Here is a 19,286-nt window from a genome sequence, read left to right as displayed (position 1 = left end):
TGGCCCGGCCGCCAGGCGACTGGCGCCGAGGCTGTTCAACAACTCGGGTCCCGGTTCCAGGCCGCCGTCGCGCAGGGTGGCCAGGGCCCTTTCGTGCACGGGGAATGGCATCGGCGGCCTGTCCCCGGTCCCGCAGGCCGGTGGCGCGCGCTTCAAGGATGCGGGCAAGCGCCGCGCGGGCGGCGGCGACCTGGGGATGGCCGGCCTGGGGATGGCCGGCCGGCACCGTGTCCACCACCCGCTCCAGGGCCGTGGCCGCGTCATCGGGCCGGTGCAGGCGCTCCAGTGCCAGGCCCAATCCCGACCATGCCGGTACGAAGCCCGGGGCCAGGCGCAGCGTGGCCTCGTAGGCCGCCACGGCGTCGGCCGGCCTGTCCAGGGCATCCAGCGCCTGGGCGTGGTTGAAAGAATGCTCCGCCATCTGCGGGGCCACGGCCCTGGCCGTGGCCAGGGGAGCCAGCGCCTCCGCCGGCCGACCGGTGGCCAGCAGCAGGGCACCCAAGCCGCCGGCCGCTTGGGCGTGGCCCGGTTCCACCGCCAATGCCTGATGATACAGGGACTCGGCCGCGTCGGTCCGGCCCAAGGCCTGTTGCACCCCCGCCAGAAGCGTGGCGATGACCGCCGACTCTGGCGCCAGTTTGCGTGCCCGCTCCAGCCGCGTCGCCGCCGCCGGATTGTCGCCGCGCAGGTGGGCTGTCATGCCCCAAAGGTAAAGCGCCTGCACATGGGTGGGCGCCGCCGCCACCACCCGGCCGTACAGCACCTCGGCTTCCGCCAGGCGGCCGGCATCATGGTGTTCCAGCGCCAGTTTCAGCGCCTGTTCAACGGTTGCCATGATGATGCCCGGCCGATTGCTGATGCTGCGTACCCGCACCATCGCCGCAGCGGCCTGCCGGTTCAAAACAAATCGCGAGGGCGGACAGAGGCCGCTGGGCCCGCCGTTCGTATAGGCCCTCTCGACTTGGATACCCTGGGGGAAGGATCAAGCGACCACGTTGACCGACGCGGCGGCCGCACCCAGCGTCACGGCGGCCACGGTGGGGCTGATGACCGCGCTGCCGGACCCGCCGCTCGCCGCGCTCGCGGACGATCCGGTGGCACTGCCTGACGTTCCACCGGTGGTGGAGGCGCCCTGGCCGCCATCACTTTTGCCGGCGGTGCCGGTGGTGGCCGACTGGTCGTTGGACGGGGCACCCACCTCGGCGGGTAGCAGGGGATTGCCGCCTTGGTAGCGCGGGGCGCCCGCGGCACGCAGCCGATACTGCTCCACCACGTGGCGGGAGGGGATTTGGTAGTCCACCGCGCCGGTCACGCTGTCGCGGAACTGGGTGATGGCGATGGCCGCCTGGCTGTCATAGGTCACGACCGGGCTGATGTAGGCGGGCGCGGACAGGCGGCTGGTCGCCTCCTCCGGGGTCGCCGTGCCCGCGGAACCGCCTGACGTCGTCGCGGTGGTCGCACCGCCAGCCGAGGTGTCGACGGAGCCATAGGCCGAGGTCCCCTGAATCCCGCCAGGACCCTGGGAATATAAGCCGACAGTGCTCAACACGCCATCCAGCGCCATGGACTTGGGTCCTTGGTTAGGAGACAATCGAAAAGTATTCGCCACGCCTTCTACAGAAGGACATGGCAGGCCAGGAAGACATCGGTTCAGTTCCCCTTATTCCACCTTCGGTTCCGGTGGCGTCTTCCTTCACGACAAGGCGTCAAGGAAGGCCGGGAAGAAAGTGGCCGGGGGTGGCGGAGTCACGCCACAATAATTATTTCAACAACAACTTTAACAAAATTGACGAGGAGGCACAAATTTTTTTTGCAACTCTACCGTTAGGGTAGGACTCGGATGCGCTTGCCCCGCGACCCAGGGTTGTTGACTTGAGCCGCTGTCGATGCGCCCAAGAAAATTAACCAAGTATTATCAATTGGTTGGTTCCGAAACCAGATCATCAGCCACCTGCCGCACCGTGTGGGTCCAGTCGCCCCAGTGTCGCTGGCGATACAGGCGCATCGTGGGGTACCAGGGGCTGTCCGACCGGTCGCGCAGCCAGCGCCAGCAGCCATCCGTTCGGGACAACACCCAGACAGGCCGGCCCAGGGCACCGGCCAAATGGGCGACCGCCGTGTCCACCGTGATGACCAAATCCAGGCAGGCCACCAGGGCGGCGGTGTCGGCGAAGTCCTTCAACTCCGCCGTCCAGTCCAGCAGGGGGAGGGGGGCGGCGTGCGCCTGGGCCGCCGGCACGCCTTTCTGCAGGCTGATGAAACGAACATCCCGGGCGGCGGCCAGAGGGGCCAGCGCTGTCAGGGGCAGGCTGCGGCGCCGGTCGATCAGCGCGGACACGGGGTCGTCCGGTCGGGGGTCGCCGCCCCAGACCAGGCCCACCGTGCGCATGCCTGGGGGCACCGCCTGCGCCAGCCGCGTCCGCCATGCGTCCGTCGGCGGTGGCGTCAGATAAGGGCATGCGGCGGGGATGGTGTCCAGGGCGGTGCCCAGGCGGTAAGGCAGCCCCATGAGGGAGACGCGGGCGTCCCAATCCGCTGTGGTGGGCCGGGTGCCGGCGGGCAGGACCGTCAGGCCGGTGAAGCTCAAGGCCATCAGCCGCACCAGCGCCGGCTGCACCATCAATCCCACCCGTGCGCCCAGGGCGGCCAGCAGCGGGGCGTAGCGCACGAACTGCAGCGTGTCACCGTGTCCCTGCTCGGCGTGTAGCAGCAGGCGGAGCCCGGCGGGCTCCTGACGCTCCGGCCCCGGCCATTCCGGCACGGCGGCCACGGCCGGATCCAGCGGTGGCAGCTGGCCGGTCCGGTGGCGCCACTCATAATCCTGCCAACCCGTCGCCATGTCGCCCACCAACAGGCGCGCCAGCGACCGCTGCCAATGCACGGCCGCGTCGTCGGGCGCCAGCGCCAGCGCCCGGGCATAGTGGGTTTCGGTCGCCTCGTCGTCGCCCAGGTCGCGCAGCACGGTGCCTAGGTTGGTCAACGGCCGGTGGTCTTCGGGGGCGGCGGCGACGGCCCGGCCCAGGACGGCCGCGGCCTCCTCCAGCCGGCCCTGGGCGTGCAGCAGGATGCCCTGGTGGTTCAGGGCCTCCGCCCGGCCGGGCGCCAGGATCAAGGCCTGGTCCAGGGCGGCCTCCGCCTCGGCGAAGCGTCCCTGTCGGGTTTCCGCGAACCCCAGGTTGATCAGGATCTCAGCCGTCTCTTCCACCGGACCCGGCAGAGGCAGCGCCTGTCGCAGGGCGTCGGCCGCCGCTGACGGCTGGTTCAGGGCCGTCAGCGCCAGGCCCAGGCGGGCCCAGCCGTCGCGGCGGCCGGGGTCCAGCTCCACCGCCCGGCGGGCCAGGATGGCGGCTTCCGCCGGCTCCCGGGCCGCCAGCCGGGCGGCCGCGCGGTTCAGCCAGATGCTGGCCAGGTTGCGGACGGCGCTGGCATGGCCCGGCTGGCGGGCCAGGATGTCGGTGAGGCGGGCCTCCGCCTCGTCCACGGCGCCGGCGCGGGTCAGCAGGACGGCCAGGTCGTCCTGGGCATCGATGTCCTGGGGCGCCAGCGCCGTCGCCGCGCGCAGGGCCTGCAGGGCGGTGGTGATGTCCCCCGTCGCCGCCAGGGCCCGGCCGCGCCGGCGCTGCCAGGCCGCCGCCTGGGGCGCCGCCTGGGGCGACGGGGGGGTCAGGGCCAGCGCCTGGCCCAGGCTGTCGGCTTCCAACGCCGGCCGGCCCAGGGCCGCGGCCGCGTCGGCCCGGGTGGCGTGGAAGGAAGGGGCGCCAGGGGTGGCGCCGACGGCCCGGGTGGCCAGGGTCAGCGCCTCATCCGGCCGTCCGGTCTGCAGGCACAGCACCGCCAGCAGGTTCAGGGCGTCCCCCTCGTCCGGGGCGACCTCCAGGATGCGGCGGTAGATCACCTCCGCCGGGCCCAGGGCGTTATCCCGGTGGTGGCGTAGGGCCTCTTCCAGGGCCTGGGCGATGCTGGCCATGGGCGCCGGTTCCCAGGGTGACCGGTCAGCCCCGCGCCACGGCGCGGTCGGAGACGAAGGGATTGCCGCGCCGTTCCTGGCCGAAGGTCGACGGCTCGCCATGGCCAGGCAGGAAGGTGATGTCGTCGCCCAGCGGGAACAGCTTCTCCCGGATGGAGCGGATCAGGGCGGCATGATCGCCACGGGGGAAATCGGTGCGGCCGATGGATCCCTGGAAGATGACGTCGCCCACGATGGCCAGGCGCGAGGGGCCATGGATGAAGACCACATGGCCCGGCGTGTGTCCAGGGCAGTGCAGCACGTCCAGCGTCAGGTCACCTACGGTGATGGTGTCGCCATCATCCAGCCAACGGGTGGGGGTGAAGGGCTTGGCATACAGCATGCCGTACTTGGCCCCGTCCTCCGGCAGACGGTCGATCCAGAACTTGTCCTCTCGCTGCGGTCCGTCCACCGGCACGCCGGTCGCCGCCATCAGATCGGCGACGGCGGCGGCATGGTCGACATGCCCATGGGTGACCAGGATGCGGTCCAGCGTCAGGCCCTGGCGTGCCAGGAATTCCTGGATCTGGGTCACGCCGTCGCCAGGGTCCACCACGGCCGCCCGCTTGGTGGCCGTGCACCACAGGATGGAGCAGTTCTGCTGGAACGGCGTCACCGGCAGGATGGCCACCTTCAGCGGCGGTGTACCGGCGCCGGTGCCCTGAGGGCCTGATATGGGGGGGCCTGATGTGGGGGTGCCTGATGTGGGGGCGCCCGACGCGGGGGGAACGGTCTGGTCCGGCATGGCTGGCCTCGGGCGCTGGTGGTATTGACGCCTCCCGTCATACCGCGCCCGGCCATCCCAGGTCCAGGCCTGGGCTTAGGCGGCGGCCGGCGCTTCGGTGTCGACGGTGCCCGCGACCAGGGTCCGCCAGCGCCGCCACAGCACGAACTGTCGGCTCAGCACCATGCCCACCGCCATGGCCAGCAACACGTCGGACAGCAGGCTGAAGGCCGCGGCGGGGCCGGTGGCCTCCGGCTCCATGCCCAGGTGCCGCACGCCCTGGCGCACCACCAGCAGCGCCAGCAGCAGCAGGGCGCCCAGGACGGACATGCGCATGGTGACATGGCCGGTGGTGGGATCGTGCGCCAGATGGACCAGGCGCCCGATGATGCTTCCGCAGGCCGCCCCCGCTGCCAGGCCGCCGGCGATGGCCAGCCAGCCTTGCGTCGTGATGTGCGGTCCCAGGCGTTGCGCGCCCCAGGCGTAGAACGCGGCCAGCGCCAGGATCACCATCGGTACCAGAACCAGGAGCGGCGGCCGCACCCGGCGCCACACGCGGGTGCGCCGGGCCATCATCATCAACGCCAGGGCCATGAAAACATAGGGAATATAGGCTTGCATGATGTCCTTGCGGCCTTTCCGGAAATGAACCGGCTAGCCCCCTCATGGAACGGGGGCGGCGGTGTCCCACCTGATTTTATGCACAAGATGGTGAATCTTGGCACCATCCAGCCCTCTTTCAGGCAGGAGTCCAAGGGGCTACCACTGAAGCCCCTAGTCTACCGGCCTATGACTTTCGGTGCGATAGGGAATCCTTAAGCACTGTCCTCCCAGACTGCTTTGATGGGCGGAAGGAGCAGGGTGTATGGACATCGTTTTGATGCGGGCCGGGACCGCCTTGATGCTGGACGCGGCTATCCTGGTCGGCTATTGGCCCGCCCTGCTGACCGTCACCCTGGCTGCCGCCGTGGCGGTGCGCGCGGTGATGCGCCGCCGGTCCGAGGTCCTCCTGGTCAATGCCAGGGCGCAACTGGACGAGGCGCAGTCGCAGATGATCCGCCGCCTGCGTTCCGCCAGCGCCCTCCGCGACAATGAAACGGCGTCCCACACCGACCGTGTGGGGCAGATGGCCCGGCACTTGGCGCTGCTGGCCGGCTGTGAGACGGAATTCGCCGACCAGCTGGCGTTGGCGGCCCCCCTGCATGATGTGGGCAAGATCGGCATTCCCGACTCCATTCTGTTGAAACCCGGCCCTCTGACGTCGGCGGAGTGGGAGGTGATGAAGACGCACACCACCATCGGCGCCGGCATCCTCATGGGCAGCGGCCTGCCGTTGCTGGATTTGGCGGCCGAGGTGGCGCTGGGACACCATGAACGCTGGAACGGCCAGGGCTATCCCGGGGCGCTGAAGGGCCCGGCCATTCCCCTGTCCGCCCGCATCGTCGCCCTGGTGGACGTGTTCGATGCCCTGATGTCGGCCCGTCCCTATAAGGAACCATGGCCGCTGTCCCGGGCTCTGGCCCATGTCGCAGGCGAGGCCGGCGGCCATTTCGATCCCCAGCTGGTGCGCCTGTTCCTGGACCAAATCCAGGACTTCATCGTCATTCGCGAACGGGACCGCGACAATGGGCCGGCCGAGGGCGCCGATCAGACGCGCAATTGGGAAGAGACGCCTGCGGCGCAGGTCATCCCTCTGCGCTGACTTGGGGCGCATGGCGGCCCCGTCACATCGCTATGTTCGACGGCAAATGGGTTTTCTTGGCTGATCGATGGGCTTTTCCTATGCGGATTGGCCGGGTTGGCGCCCCGCTGCCGACGCCGCTACCTTAAGCAGGCTTCTCCAGATCGGGCCCCACATGGCCCGATCTGGAGAAGCCTGCAGACTCTATGGTTCAGCGGATTTCCGAGCCCGCCCATGTGGGGGCGGAGTTCGGAAAGTCTGCTTAGGGCTTCAGCCAAAAGCCCCCACGCAAGAGGGGGCCGCCTGTCAGGCAGTTGCAAGGCGCCGTCATCAAAGATGTCGCCAGAACCGGGCCGAGCGCGTGTCCGGCCCGTCGGCAGGGCTTTCAGGCGGCCTGACAAAATCAGCACATTAATCGTTCCTGCAAGCGACAGCTTTCTGTGAGCCAACCGTATAACGACAAAAGCGCACCTAATTCCCGCCGCCCTGCGGAAGAGATGGCTGAAGTGCCAAGGGGTGGCGCCGGTGTCGAAGCGAATTTCGACGCTGGCTTGGAATTTGTTGCGAAATTGCATCGGTGTGTTGGGTCCGAGCGATTGTGAGTGCCATTTTTGCAATGGCCTAGGTTGATTTCGCAACCATCCGCAAGGATGGGACGCCGGAAGCGGCCGGGGCTGGTGCCAAGGATGGCGATTTCGGGCGGTTCGGCCTGCCCTTCTGGAAGGGGCACTACCAGGAAGGGCTGTGCCAAAGAAGCGGATTTGCGGACATGAAGATCAAAAGCGTCATCGTCATTGAAGTCGAGGCTGAGGATTTCGTGGGGGCCGGCGATCATCAGGCGACCATTCGTCGCCTGTTCGAGCCGATCATGGCCACCTATCCTCAGGCCAATCTCACTTTCTCGCAGGTGAAGCAGCGCGCGGCTTCCCAGGTGCGGCCGTCCCTGCGCCTGGCCTCCAACACGGGGAACATGCACCAATATGACAGCTAACCTGAACGATAACCGCCACCGGCAGCGTAGCGCGCCTCTGGCGGCCCTGGAAGCGATGCGGGCGGTCGACGAGCAGTTCTCGCTGCTGGAAGCCTGCGGTTTCCTGTACATTTGCGAGAACGAAGGCATCAGCCTGCGCGAACTGGGCATGCTGCTGCGGGCGCAGCCGCACACAGTGTCGCGCATCGTGGCCCGCCTTTCCACCGGTTTCGGCAATCGCGCTTCCGATCTGGTGGAGGCGCGCACCCTGCATCACGACAATCGGGTCCGCACCCTGCATCTGACGGAACGGGGCCGCACGTTGTGCCGTACCCTGAACACCATCATCGTGCAGGCCGTGCCCTTGATCGACGATCGGGATGAGGCGCCGGCCAGTGGCCGGGCCAACGCCGGCACGTCCTGGGCCTCCGCCTCGGCGTGATCTTCCCCTAAAGTCGCGATCCCCGGCGGCGGTTGGGCCGCCGGGGCGCGTCTTGTCGATCAGTCAGCAACCTTCAGCGCCAGCTTGCCGAAGTTTTCGCCGCTGAACAGCTTCAGCAGCGTCTCCGGAAAGGCCGCCACGCCGCCGTCGACGATGTCCTCGCGCGATACCAGCCGGCCTTCCTTGATCCAGCCGGCGATCTCCGCCACCGCCTGCGGATAGCGGTCGGCGTAATCGAACACCACCATGCCCTCCATGCGGGCGCGGTTGACCAGCAGGGCCAGGTAGTTCGCCGGTCCCTTCACCGCCGTGGTGTTGTTGTATTGCGAGATGGCGCCGCAGACGACAATGCGGGCCTTGCGCGCCAGCTGCGCCAGCACCGCCTCCAGGATGTCGCCACCGACATTGTCGAAATAGACGTCCACGCCGTCGGGGCAATGGGTGCGCAGATCCTTGCGGATGTCGCCGGCCTTGTAATCGATGGCGGCGTCGTATCCCAGCGTCTCCACGGCGTAGCGGCACTTGTCCGGTCCGCCGGCGATGGCCACGGTGCGACAGCCCTTGATTTTGGCGATCTGGCCCACGACGGCGCCCACGGCACCGGTACCGGCCGACACCACCACCGTGTCGCCCGCCTTGGGCTGGCCCACGTCCAGCAGGCCGAAATAGGCCGTCATGCCGGGCATGCCCAGGGCGCTGAGGTGCACGGGCAAAGGCGACAGGCTGGGATCGACCTTGGTCAGGGCCTTGGCCGGCAACGTGGCGTATTCCTGAACCCCCAGCGCGCCGCTGACGTAATCGCCCACGGCCAGGCCTGGCGCGGCCGTGGCCACCACCCGGCCGATGCCGCCGGCGCGCATGACCTCACCCAGGCCCACGGGCGGGATGTAGGACTTGCCCTCGTTCATCCAGCCGCGCATGGCCGGATCCAGCGACAAGTACAGGGTCTGCACCAGGGCCTCGCCCTCGGCTGGTGCCCGCGCCGGTTCCTCCGTGCGCTGCCAGTCACCGTCCTTGGGCAGGCCGACGGGCCGGGCCGCCAGGCGGATCTGGTGGTTGGTGGGGGTGGTCATGGGCGTGATTCTCCCGTATCGGGGGCCGGTGTGCCCCGGCCTTGGCTGACGCGGGACGGAGCCTAGCGCCGATCGCCCGAAACCGGTATATCGAAAATCATCGATACGATTTGATTTCGCACAATGGAGTGCGCCAAAAGGAAAACGGCGGACCCGAAGGCCCGCCGCTTCCTCATGTTTTCCCGAGATACGGCCGATCAGAAATCGGCGGTGACCCCCAGGAAGAAGGTCCGGCCCAGGGTGTCGTAAATTCCCGGGAAGGTGTTCCCGTTGCCGTAGTTGCTGGTGCCCGACACACCGTAGACATTGCTGTCCAGGATGGGCGGATCCTTGTCGAACAGGTTGTTGACGCCGAAGCGGACCGTGTAATGGTCGTACACGGTGGCCGACATGGCGATGTCGAAGTAGCTGTAGGAGTTGATGCGGCCGTCGGCCTTGTCGTAGTCGCCGGACAGCAGGGCGTTGCTGGTGTTCTGGTCCAGCTTCACGCCGCTGATGTACCGCCAGTTGCCCGATAGGTCGAAGTTCCACGGTGTCTGCCAGGTGACGCGCATGGTGTGGCGCCACATGGGCATGGGCTGGCCACAGGTCACGCCGAACAGGCCCTTGCAGTTGTAGGCGCTTTCGCCCGGCTGCTGCTGCACCAGGTAGTTGGCCATCCAGGTGCCGTTGAAGTTGAACAGCACCGACCCGCGGTTCTCGACGTTCAGGTCTTCCAGGTCCAGCAGGTAATTCAGGCCGATGTCGACGCCCTGTTCGTTCAGGTAACCGGTGTTCAGCTCGGTATCAATGATGTAGCCGCCGGTCAGCGCCAGGCTGCCGTTGCTGGCGCGATGCACCAGGCCGCAGTAGTAGCTGTCGCCGGTGTTGAGGCACTGGTTCAGCACGGACGAGGCCGACAGCGTGCTGATCAGGTCGGTCACGCGGATGTCGAAGTAATCGATCGTGGCCGAGAAGTTGCGCAGGAAGGTCGGGGTGATGACGGTGCCGACCGTCCAGGTGTCGGCGGTTTCGGGCTTCAGCGCGGTGTTGCCGCCGGTCAGCACGTTGCATTGCGAGGACGTGCATTCCGCGATGGTGCCGTACTGGGCCGCGGTGACGCCGGTGCGGGCGCACTGGGCCAGCGAGGCCGATGGGCTGGAGCCGGCGCAGGGGTCGGAGGCCGAGGTCAGGCCCACGGTCTGGGTGGAGTACAGCTCCAGGATGCTGGGCGCGCGGACGGCGCGGTTGAAGCCGCCACGGAAGCTGACATCGGACACGGGGGCGTAGGTCAGGCTGGTCTTCCAGCTGTCGACCTTGCCGGACGAGCTGTAGTCCGACCAGCGGTAGCCAGCGTCCAGGACCAGGGACTTGGCCCATTCCCGGTCCTCGATCAGCGGCACGCGCAGTTCGCCGTACAGTTCCTTAACGTCATAGGAGCCGCTGGAGTTCTGGGTGGCGCCGCCGGATCCGGCCAGATCGCCCGAGGAATTCTCCTCATCCACCTTCAGGTTCAGGCCTTCCTTGCGGTATTCGGTACCGAAGGCGATGGCGACGGGGTTCTTGGCGAACGGGCTCTGCGCGCCGAACTGGCCGAAGTCGCCGGTGACGGAACCGCTGACCACGTCCTGGGTCAGGTTGCCTTCCTTGAAGGACGTGGTCTTGATGTAGTTCCAGGCGGCGTCGCTGATACCGTTCAGCGAGAAGATGTTCAGCGGCACGCAGTTGGGATCGGTGCCGTCAACCACCGACTGGCAGGTGGCGACGCCGTTCACATTCACCACCTGCAAGGCCTTCTGGACCTTGGAGATGGAGACGTCGTTCTCGTAATGCTCGGTATAGATGGTTTCCGAGTGCTGGGCCGAGACGTCGTAGCTCCAGCCGCCGCCCAGGTCGCCCTTGGTGCCGATGACGTAGCGGTAGTCGGTGTGGCGGATGTCGTCGTAGCGTTCCTTGCCCGATCCGCTGAAGCGCAGGCCGATGGTGCCCGACCAGTTGGTGCTGGTGCCGGCGTTGGTGCCGCACAGGGCCGTCGCTTCCGACGACGACATCAGCGGGTTGTCGCAGTTGATGTTGTACAGCGCGGAATTGAAGATGGCCGACGGGGCGATCTGCGCCCGGGTGTGGTCGGTCATGAACATGAAATCGGTGTAGACGTCGAACGCAGGGCTGATCTCATAGTGCGCGAAGGCGCCGCCGGTGTACCGCTCGTCCTGGCGCTGCAGGTAGTTGTAGGGCCCGTAGTTGTAGGACAGGGCGTTGGTGTAGGGCACGAAGGTGGACGACCCGTCCGGGTTCAGCGACAGGCCGGTGCCCGAGCCATTGGTGCGGAAGCGGCCGTAGGTGGTGTTGCTGGAGCCCTGGCACGCGTGACTGTCGTTATTGTCGCCCGACACGGAGAGGGAGCAGGCGGACCAGTCGCGGCTGGACTGCTTCACCGGCTCCGTCCAGCGGTAGGTGGCATAGGCGGTGACGTTGCCGCGGTTGTTGGGGGCGTTGGCGCCGATGATGAAAGAGGTGTCGCGGACGAAGCCGTCGAACTGGCTGCCCGGAACGGTCACGCCGAAGTTCTTCAGCGCCGTCTGCGCCTCCTTATTGTTGTTGTCGTGCTGGGCGGCGGACAGCTGATAGTCCACCTTCACGCCTTCGAAATCGCGCTTCATCTTGAAGTTCACGACGCCGGCCACGGCGTCGGAGCCGTAGACCGCCGAGGCGCCACCCGTCACCACATCCACACTATCCACCAGGGCGGCCGGGATGAAGTTCACGTCGGTGTAGGGATAGCTGGGGTCGCCGCCCACCATGCGACGGCCGTCGATCAGCACCAGCGTGCGTGAGGCGCCCAGGTTGCGCAGATTGATGGTGGCGGTGCCGCTGGCCCCGTTGGAAACACCCTGCGTCTGGTCGGCGGTGATGCCGGGCAGGCGGTTCAGCATGGTCTCGACGTTGGTCGTGCCCTGCAGCTTCATTTCCTTGTCGGTGACCGTGGTCAGCGGGCTGTCGCTGGTCAGGTTCGCGGCCTGCTTGATGCGCGAGCCCGTGACGACGATTTCCTGCAGGTCGTCATCCGCCGCCGCGGCTGAGCCGGCGATCAGCGCCGCCGCCATGGAGCCGACCAGCATGGTCGATGTGAGCAACCGTCCCCGGTTTGTGATTTTCTTCAATTCCCTGTCTCCAACCAACCGCCTGAACCGGCGTTTTGACCGTCACGCCGACAATTCCGCGCTGAAAAAGCCCTGCGGGTGTCGGATCGCTTGGAGCAGAGTTTTTGAGGAGTGAAAATCGAGCGTCAACTAAAGGCGATAAGTTCGCCGCATATGCCGAGTGTATGTCACGTTTCAGTGACACTTAATCTTAATAACGCATCATGATTTTGGTAACTGCTTGGTAACTGGATGAATATTTATTTGCGTCATGTAATGGTTATTAGATGCAGTGTGGCGTTGCGCAATCTGGAAGATTGCAAAACAGTGAGGCAAAGAAGCGTCTTTCCAAGAGCTTAGCGTTCACATCGCTGGCATTGCGGTCAAAGTTGTGCTGCCATGGCCCGCGTTAAAGCGCTTACAGCGGGGAGTCTCGATGCAGCCTGATGTCCAAGCCCAGCGGGCCAATGGGGCGGCCATGGCGGCAATGAAATCAGGCAATTACGCCGATGCGCAGGCTATTCTGGAGGACGCGCTGCGCCAGGCCCCCCGGGAACTGCCGCTGTGGCTGAACCTGGCCGCCGCGCGCCGGGCCATGGGCCGGCATGCCGACGCCCTGGCGGCGGTGGAGCATGTGCTGACCCTGGAACCGCGGCAGTTCATGGCCCTGCTGATGCGGGCGTCGCTGCTGCAGGCCCTGGGGCGCAAGCGCGAGGCGGGCGAGGCCTACGGCATCGCCGTCGCCATGGGCGACGCGCAGGAAGGGCTGGACCCGCCGACTCAGCGGGCGCTGGAACAGGCGCGCAAGGCGCATGCCGCCCACATCCAGGAAATGGCCGACTTCCTGCGCCCGACGGTGGACCAGGGGGCGGGGCGGGGCAACAGCGCCGCTGCCCGGCGCATGGCCTTCTTCACCGACCATTTGCTGGGTCGGCGCAAGGTCTACCTGCAGCAGCCGACACACTATCATTACCCCGACATGCCCTCGATCGAGTTCTATGACCGCGAGGAATGCCCCTGGCTGCCGACGCTGGAGGCCGCCACCGCCGACATCCAGCAGGAACTGGCGGGCGTATTGGCGGAGGAGGCGGCACTGGCTGACGCCTTCGTCCCCTACATCAACTACGCCGACGGGCTGCCGCTGGACCAGTGGGCGGAACTGAACCATTCCCCGCGGTGGACCGCCTTCCATCTGTTGCAGCATGGCCTGCCCGTGCCCGGCAACGCCGAGCGCTGTCCCAAGACACTGGCGGTGCTGCAACAGATGCCGCAGCCGCGCATGGTGCGCCGGTCGCCGGCGGGCATGTTCTCTCTCCTGAAGCCGCGCACCCGCATTCCGCCCCATACCGGCGTGGCCAACACCCGCCTGGTGGTGCACCTGCCGCTGGTGGTGCCGCCTGGCTGCGGCTTCCGTGTGGGCAATGTGACACGGGAATGGCAGGTCGGGGTGGGCTGGGCCTTCGACGACACCATTGAGCATGAGGCCTGGAACGACAGTGACCAGACGCGCGTGATCCTGATCTTCGACATCTGGAGCCCGCGCCTGTCCGTCGCCGAGCAGGATTTCCTCGCCCACGTCATGGCGGCCATGGACGAATTCCAGGCGCAACAACCGTCCGGCGGCTTCGGCGCGGCGCCGCTGACGCCCAAGACCTCCGGTGGCGGTTTCTCCAGCCTTTAGGGCACGACCGTCAAAAAATTCGATGCGCCTCAGTTCGGCGCGTAGCCGCGCAGGAACAGATCCACGGCGGCGTCGGCCGCGGCGTCGATGGCGGCCGCGTCCGGCTTCTCCGCCATGCCCAGCAGGAACAATTCCACGTATTCCGACTCCAGCAGGCCGCGCAGATGGGCGGCGGCGCGGTCGGGATCGGCTGGGCGCAGGCGCCCGCGTTCCATCAATGCCGTGAGATAGGTGGCGAATCGCGACCAGCCAACCTTGGGACCATTCTCATACAGCAGACGCCCCACCTCCGACCGGGCCGCCTCCGCCACGGCCACGCGGCGCATGGCGATGGCCCAGGGCGACAGAATGAAGCGCAGATAGATGCGGCCGAAGCGGGGCAGCGTCTCCTTCGGGTCCTGGTCCGGATCCAGTGCCTCGAACGACCCCTGCTTCATTTCCGCCGCGGCGTGCGCCATGACGGCCACGAACAACTCTTCCTTCGACCGGAAATAGCTGTACAGCGTCGCCTTCGAACCGCCCACGCGGGCCGCCAGTTCGGACATGGAGGCGGCGGCGAATCCCACCTCCTGGAACAGGGCGCTGGCCGCATCCAGGATGGCTTGGCGGCGGGCTTCGGTCTTCACCTTCATGGGCGGGGCGTTTCCTAAAGGACTGGGCCGGGCGGCGCCCTAGAGCGGAACGCGATCAGGTGGAATCACCTGATCGTGTAAATCCGCTCTATCATGAACAGCTTAAGAGCAAAGCGCGATCACAGGTGATCGCGCTTTGCTCTGGGCGTCCCGGGCGGCCGGCGGTGGTGGCGACCTTGCCTTGGCTTTTCGTTGGCGGCAAGCGGCGGGCGTTTAACTGTACCGTACAGTACGCTTATCGCTTGACGGCGGCTGGGCGCAAGTCTATAAAACCAAACCGTACGGTTCATTTATGCCGATAAGGTCCCCATGCCCGCGCCCGCTTCCCCTTCCGGCCGCCGCTCGCCGCCGGCGGTTCCGCTGTTTCTTTCCGCCGCCCTGCTGCTGCCGGCCGCCTGCGCCTGGGTGCCGGACGATGTGGGCCCCGCCCCGGCGCCCCGCCCGGCCACCGTCTATGCCGCCGATGCCAGTTTTTCACAAAAGCCCGTCGTCGATTGGCCGCAGGATCGCTGGTGGGCCGCCTATGGCGACAGCCAACTGGACTCCCTGATCGAAGAAGGGTTGGCCGGCGCGCCGGATCTCGCGGCGGCGGCGGCCCGCCTGCGCAAGGCGGATGCGCTGGCCGGCCAGGCGGACGCGGCCCTGCTGCCCAAGGTCACCGCCAACGCCCAGGTGACGGAGGACAAGCAGAGCTACCGGTATCTTTTCCCGCCCAGCTTCGTGCCCAAAGGCTATCACGAGGTGCCGCGCGCCACGCTGGACCTCAGCTACGACTTCGATTTCTGGGGGAAGAACCGCGCCAGTCTGGCGGCTGCCATGTCCGAGGCCGAGGAGTCGCGGGCGGAACTGGCGCAAGCCCGCCTGACGTTGTCGGCCAGTATCGCCGCCGCCTATGCCGACCTGGCGCAGCAGATCGCCGATCGCGAAGCGGCGGCCGACGCCGTGGACGTGCGGGCGCGCAGCACGGCGCTGGTGCGCCAGCGCCGGGAAAATGGCCTGGAAACCCTGGGCGCCTTCCGCCAGGCGGAGGCGCGCGAGGCCTCCCCCCGGGGAGATCTGGCCGCTGAGGATGAAGCCATCGCCCTGACTCGGAACCAGCTGGCCGCGTTGATCGGGGCGGGACCCGACCGGGGGTTGGCGATCCAGCCGCCCGCCCATGCCCGCCTCAAAGCCTTCGGTTTGCCGACCAGCCTGGCCGCCGACCTCCTGGGTCGCCGTCCCGACGTGGTGGCCGCCCGGCTCAAGGTGGAGGCGGAGGCCAAGCGGATCGACGTCGCCAAGGCGTCCTTCTATCCCAATGTGAACCTGTCCGCGTATTTTGGCCTGCAGACCCTGGGTCTGAACGCCTTGACCAAGTCCGGCGCCACCATCGGCAGCGTCGGCCCCGCCGTAAGCCTTCCCCTGTTCGATGGCGGTTCGCTGGCCGCTCAATACCGGGGCGCCCGGGCGGATTATGACGCCGCCGTCGCCGACTACGACAACACCGTCGCCAAGGCCTTGCAGGACGTGGCCGACGCCGCCGTCAGCACCCGTGCCCTGGAGACGCGTCTGGCCCACGCCCGGGATGCGCTGGCCGCCGCCGGTGATGCCCACCGCATCGCCACCGCCCGGTATGAGGGCAAGCTGTCGACCTACCTGGATGTGCTGACGGCGGAGGACACGCTGATCGCCGACCGTCGCGCCTTGGCGGACCTGGAGGCGCGCGCCTTCACCCTTGACATCGCCCTCATCCGCGCGCTGGGCGGCGGCTACTTGGCCGCCTCCCCCGTCACCCCCACCACCGTCGCCGCCCGTTAAGCAGTCCGTTCTCCTAAGGATACTCCCCATGTCCACGCCCTCCCGCTTGCCGACCCCGTCCGAAGACATGGTCGAGGCCACCATCCACCCGCTGGCGTCGCCGGCGTCCAACCGGTCGGCGCGCGGACGCCTGTTCGCCGGCTTGGGGGCCATCGTCCTGTTGGCCGGCGTGGGATATGGCGGCTACAGCCTGGTGACGGGGCGGCGCTATGTCTCCACCGACAACGCCTACGTCAATGCCGACGCGGCCCAGGTGACGTCGTCCCTGGACGGCACGGTGCGGTCGGTGCCGGTGGTGGACACCCAAGCGGTGAAGAAGGGGGATGTCCTGGTGGTGATCGATGACACCGACGCCCGCATCGCCTTGGCCCAGGCGGAGGCCCAGCTGGGCCAGGCGGAACGCCGCGTGCGGGCCTACTTCGCCAATGATGGGGCCCTCGGGGCCCAGGTGGCTGCGCGGGAGGCCGATGGCGCCCGGGCCGAGGCGCAGCTGCTGTCCGCCCAGGCGGATTACGACCGCGCCCGGATCGACCTGGATCGGCGAAAGGCGCTGGCGGCTTCGGGCGCCGTGTCCGGCGAAGAATTGACCAGCGCCCAGAACGCCTTCGCCACGGCCAGCGCCAACCTGGCGGTCGCCAAGGCGGCGAAGGCGCAGGCGGTGGCCAACCGCGTCGCGGCCCAGGGATCGCAAAAGGCCAATGTCGTGCTGATCGCCGACAGCACGGTGGAAACAAATCCCGAGGTCATGGCCGCCCGCGCCCGCGTGGATCAGGCCAAGGTGGATCTGGGCCGCGCGGTGGTGCGGGCACCCTTCGATGGTGTCGTCGCCCGCCGCCAGGTCCAGGTGGGCCAGCGGGTGAAGGCCGACACCGTGCTGATGAGCGTGGTGCCGGTGGCCCAGGCCTATGTCGACGCCAACTTCAAGGAAGTGCAACTGGCCCACGTCCGCCCCGGTCAGCCGGTGGAACTGGCGGCTGACCTGTATGGCGGTGATGTCACCTTCCACGGCCAAGTGGCGGGCCTGGCCGGTGGCACCGGTTCCGCCTTCGCGCTCATCCCGGCGCAGAACGCCACCGGCAACTGGATCAAGGTGGTGCAGCGCGTGCCGGTGCGCATCCTGCTGGACCCCAGTGAACTGGCGGTCCATCCGCTGCGCGTCGGCCTGTCCATGAACGTCACCATCGATACCGGCGCGGCACCGGCCCCTGGCCAGAACTGAGGTACGGGAATCATGAGCGACGCCTCCGACGACGCGGTCCAAACCCTGTCCGGCGCCAAGTTGCTGCTGGGTGGCCTGCTTCTGGCCGCCGCCAATTTCGTGGTGGTGCTGGACACCACCATCGCCAACGTCTCGGTGCCCAACATCGCTGGTGGCCTTGCGGTGTCCTCCAGCCAGGGGACCTACGTCATCACCTCCTACGCGGTGGCGGAGGCGGTGACGGTGCCGTTGACCGGTTGGCTGGCGGGGCGGTTCGGCACCGTGCGCACCTTTGTCGCCGCCATGTTGGGATTTGGTCTATTTTCGGCGCTGTGCGGCTTCGCCCAGTCGCTGGGCATGCTGGTGCTGTTCCGGGTATTCCAGGGGCTGGCCGGCGGTCCGCTCATGCCCCTGTCGCAAACCTTGCTGCTGCGGATCTTCCCCAAGGAGAAGGCGGCCGCCGCCATGGGCATTTGGGCCATGACCACGCTGGTGGCGCCCATCCTGGGGCCCATCTTGGGCGGCACGCTGTGCGATGGCTGGGGGTGGCCCTACATCTTCTACATCAACGTGCCCCTCGCCGTGGTGTGCGCCGTCGCCTGCTGGGGTCTGCTGAAACCGTTCGAGACGTCCCTGCTCAAGACCCGCTTCGACGTGGTGGGTCTGGGCCTGCTGATCATCTGGGTCGGGGCCCTGCAGATCATGCTGGATGAGGGCAAGGACCTGGATTGGTTCGCGTCCACCGAGATCGTGGCGCTGGTCATCGTGGCGGCGATCGGCTTCTGCGCCTTCATGATCTGGGAACTGACGGAGGCGCAGCCCATCGTCGATTTGCGGGTGTTCCGGCACCGGGGCTACGCCACCGCTGTGCTGACCATCAGCGTGGGCTTCGGCGCTTTCTTCGGCACCGCCGTGCTGACGCCGCTGTGGCTGCAAAGCAACATGGGGTACACCGCTACCTGGGCGGGGTACGCCACCGCGGTGTCCGGCATCTCCGCGGTGATCCTGGCGCCCCTGGTGGCCAAGCTGTCCGCCAAGGTCGATCCCCGCCCCCTGGTGTTCTTTGGCCTGGCGTGGATGGCCGGGGTCACGCTCTACCGCTGCGGTTCCACCTCGGACATGACCTACTTCCAGGTCTCGGTACCGCTGCTGCTCCAGGGCATCGGCATGCCGTTCTTCTTCGTGCCGCTGACATCCCTGGCGCTGGCCAGCGTCGAGCCGGCGGAGACCGCCTCCGCCGCCGGCCTGATGAATTTCCTGCGGACCTTCTCCGGCGCCTTCGCCACCTCGCTGGTCAATACGGTGTGGGAGGACAGCACCACCCGCAACCGGGCTGAACTGGTGGATCTCCTGCGACCTGACGTCCTGTTCGGCGACCTCTCCATCGGTCGGCTGGATCAGCTGGTGCAGGCGCAGGGCGTGATGCTGGCCACCAACCAGGTTTTCCTGGGGGTGGCGGTGGCGCTGTTCATCGCCGCTCTGGTCATCTGGCTGGCGCCCCGGCCGACCCGGGTGGCCGACACCACGGGCGTGCACTGATCCGCACGATGTGGTCCCCGCCCGGTCGCTGCCGGGCGGGGCGCTTTGCTTGTCCGTTCAGTTGATGCGTGTGGCCTTAACCAGCCGGCTGCGGCCCACCACCATGGAGTAGCTGCCCAACAGGCCGTGCATCACCCGCACCTCGTCGCCCGGCTTGGGATCGAAGGTCAGCGGTTCCTTGCTGACCCAGGTCTGGCCGTTTTCCAGGTTGACGGCCAAAATGCTGTAGGGCAGGGCGATCGACTTGGCTACGGTGAAGTGCAACTCGTCGTCCTGCTCCTTCTCCTCCTTCTCCGGACTGCTCCGCGGTGCGGAGCAGCTTTTCCTTGCAGAAACACATCCGCCGGATCTTCCGGCTTGGCCGGCGCCGCCGCCGCCGCGCTGACCACAGCGGCGATCAACGGGGCGGCCATCACGGGGG

At 67.4% G+C, this 19,286-nt stretch carries 16 protein-coding genes; 7 read left to right on the top strand and 9 right to left on the bottom strand.

Annotated elements, in window-relative coordinates; translation table 11 throughout:
• The 5 genes from I55_RS07060 to I55_RS07040 all read right to left on the bottom strand — a co-directional run.
• Positions 1–835: tetratricopeptide repeat protein (locus I55_RS07060; protein WP_159107130.1), on the bottom strand; the 835-nt coding region annotated here is incomplete at its 3' end.
• Between the two features lie 147 nt (positions 836–982).
• Positions 983–1,564, bottom strand: coding sequence for a hypothetical protein (locus I55_RS32830; RefSeq protein ID WP_049973901.1), 582 nt, complete (start codon positions 1,562–1,564; stop codon positions 983–985).
• 351 nt (positions 1,565–1,915) lie between these two features.
• The gene (locus I55_RS07050) at positions 1,916–3,967 is read right to left on the bottom strand and encodes a tetratricopeptide repeat protein (protein WP_049973900.1); all 2,052 of its coding nucleotides are present in this window, start codon (positions 3,965–3,967) and stop codon (positions 1,916–1,918) included.
• A gap of 25 nt (positions 3,968–3,992) precedes the next feature.
• A complete protein-coding gene (locus I55_RS07045) occupies positions 3,993–4,751 on the bottom strand; it encodes an MBL fold metallo-hydrolase (RefSeq protein ID WP_083900909.1) in 759 nt (252 codons plus the stop codon).
• Positions 4,752–4,826: 75 nt separating this feature from the next.
• Positions 4,827–5,351, bottom strand: a complete 525-nt coding sequence (locus I55_RS07040; protein ID WP_044559796.1) for a CcdC protein domain-containing protein — start codon at positions 5,349–5,351, stop codon at positions 4,827–4,829.
• Positions 5,352–5,595: 244 nt separating this feature from the next.
• Between I55_RS07040 and I55_RS07035 the strand changes: the two genes are divergently transcribed.
• The 3 genes from I55_RS07035 (at position 5,596) to I55_RS07025 (ending at position 7,823) form a co-directional block, all read left to right on the top strand.
• Positions 5,596–6,432 (top strand): HD-GYP domain-containing protein, encoded by an 837-nt coding sequence (locus I55_RS07035; RefSeq protein WP_049973899.1) that lies wholly within the window; start codon positions 5,596–5,598, stop codon positions 6,430–6,432.
• Positions 6,433–7,180: 748 nt separating this feature from the next.
• On the top strand, positions 7,181–7,402 hold the full coding sequence (locus tag I55_RS07030; RefSeq protein WP_044559795.1) for a hypothetical protein: 222 nt from the start codon (positions 7,181–7,183) through the stop codon (positions 7,400–7,402).
• Positions 7,392–7,823, top strand: coding sequence for a hypothetical protein (locus I55_RS07025; RefSeq protein ID WP_148293608.1), 432 nt, complete (start codon positions 7,392–7,394; stop codon positions 7,821–7,823). The genes I55_RS07030 and I55_RS07025 overlap by 11 nt, the downstream gene beginning before the upstream one ends.
• A gap of 59 nt (positions 7,824–7,882) precedes the next feature.
• Here I55_RS07025 and I55_RS07020 read toward each other — a convergent pair whose 3' ends face one another.
• On the bottom strand, positions 7,883–8,896 hold the full coding sequence (locus I55_RS07020; RefSeq protein ID WP_044559793.1) for an NADP-dependent oxidoreductase: 1,014 nt from the start codon (positions 8,894–8,896) through the stop codon (positions 7,883–7,885).
• Positions 8,897–9,093: 197 nt separating this feature from the next.
• Positions 9,094–12,039 (bottom strand): TonB-dependent receptor domain-containing protein, encoded by a 2,946-nt coding sequence (locus I55_RS07015; protein ID WP_252181054.1) that lies wholly within the window; start codon positions 12,037–12,039, stop codon positions 9,094–9,096.
• 415 nt (positions 12,040–12,454) lie between these two features.
• On the opposite strand from I55_RS07015, the gene I55_RS07010 reads away from it, so the two are divergent.
• A complete protein-coding gene (locus I55_RS07010; protein WP_049973897.1) occupies positions 12,455–13,699 on the top strand; it encodes an aspartyl/asparaginyl beta-hydroxylase domain-containing protein in 1,245 nt (414 codons plus the stop codon).
• Between the two features lie 29 nt (positions 13,700–13,728).
• On the opposite strand, the gene I55_RS07005 is transcribed toward I55_RS07010, so the two are convergent.
• Complete coding sequence (locus I55_RS07005) at positions 13,729–14,331, bottom strand: TetR/AcrR family transcriptional regulator (RefSeq protein WP_044559791.1); 603 nt, start codon at positions 14,329–14,331, stop codon at positions 13,729–13,731.
• A 309-nt stretch (positions 14,332–14,640) separates the two neighbouring features.
• On the opposite strand from I55_RS07005, the gene I55_RS07000 reads away from it, so the two are divergent.
• The 3 genes from I55_RS07000 to I55_RS06990 are packed head-to-tail and all read left to right on the top strand — an operon-like array spanning position 14,641 to position 18,865.
• Complete coding sequence (locus I55_RS07000) at positions 14,641–16,128, top strand: efflux transporter outer membrane subunit (RefSeq protein ID WP_044559790.1); 1,488 nt, start codon at positions 14,641–14,643, stop codon at positions 16,126–16,128.
• Positions 16,129–16,156: 28 nt separating this feature from the next.
• Positions 16,157–17,347, top strand: coding sequence for an HlyD family secretion protein (locus I55_RS06995; protein ID WP_252181053.1), 1,191 nt, complete (start codon positions 16,157–16,159; stop codon positions 17,345–17,347).
• A 12-nt stretch (positions 17,348–17,359) separates the two neighbouring features.
• On the top strand, positions 17,360–18,865 hold the full coding sequence (locus tag I55_RS06990) for a DHA2 family efflux MFS transporter permease subunit (protein WP_199902492.1): 1,506 nt from the start codon (positions 17,360–17,362) through the stop codon (positions 18,863–18,865).
• Between the two features lie 57 nt (positions 18,866–18,922).
• Here I55_RS06990 and I55_RS37970 read toward each other — a convergent pair.
• Positions 18,923–19,286, bottom strand: a 364-nt coding sequence (locus tag I55_RS37970; RefSeq protein WP_211100303.1) for a hypothetical protein, incomplete at its 5' end; no start/stop codon positions are given.

This window comes from Azospirillum sp. B4 (assembly GCF_000333275.1).
GTDB lineage: Bacteria > Pseudomonadota > Alphaproteobacteria > Azospirillales > Azospirillaceae > Nitrospirillum.
This window is presented reverse-complemented; position numbering and strand designations above follow the sequence as displayed.

Coding starts and splice junctions, on each gene's coding strand:
- I55_RS32830 (WP_049973901.1), bottom strand. CDS start 1,564: ATGGCGCTGGATGGCGTGTTGAGCACTGTCGGCTTATATTCCCAGGGT.
- I55_RS07050 (WP_049973900.1), bottom strand. CDS start 3,967: ATGGCCAGCATCGCCCAGGCCCTGGAAGAGGCCCTACGCCACCACCGG.
- I55_RS07045 (WP_083900909.1), bottom strand. CDS start 4,751: ATGCCGGACCAGACCGTTCCCCCCGCGTCGGGCGCCCCCACATCAGGC.
- I55_RS07040 (WP_044559796.1), bottom strand. CDS start 5,351: ATGCAAGCCTATATTCCCTATGTTTTCATGGCCCTGGCGTTGATGATG.
- I55_RS07035 (WP_049973899.1), top strand. CDS start 5,596: ATGGACATCGTTTTGATGCGGGCCGGGACCGCCTTGATGCTGGACGCG.
- I55_RS07030 (WP_044559795.1), top strand. CDS start 7,181: ATGAAGATCAAAAGCGTCATCGTCATTGAAGTCGAGGCTGAGGATTTC.
- I55_RS07025 (WP_148293608.1), top strand. CDS start 7,392: ATGACAGCTAACCTGAACGATAACCGCCACCGGCAGCGTAGCGCGCCT.
- I55_RS07020 (WP_044559793.1), bottom strand. CDS start 8,896: ATGACCACCCCCACCAACCACCAGATCCGCCTGGCGGCCCGGCCCGTC.
- I55_RS07010 (WP_049973897.1), top strand. CDS start 12,455: ATGCAGCCTGATGTCCAAGCCCAGCGGGCCAATGGGGCGGCCATGGCG.
- I55_RS07005 (WP_044559791.1), bottom strand. CDS start 14,331: ATGAAGGTGAAGACCGAAGCCCGCCGCCAAGCCATCCTGGATGCGGCC.
- I55_RS07000 (WP_044559790.1), top strand. CDS start 14,641: ATGCCCGCGCCCGCTTCCCCTTCCGGCCGCCGCTCGCCGCCGGCGGTT.
- I55_RS06995 (WP_252181053.1), top strand. CDS start 16,157: ATGTCCACGCCCTCCCGCTTGCCGACCCCGTCCGAAGACATGGTCGAG.
- I55_RS06990 (WP_199902492.1), top strand. CDS start 17,360: ATGAGCGACGCCTCCGACGACGCGGTCCAAACCCTGTCCGGCGCCAAG.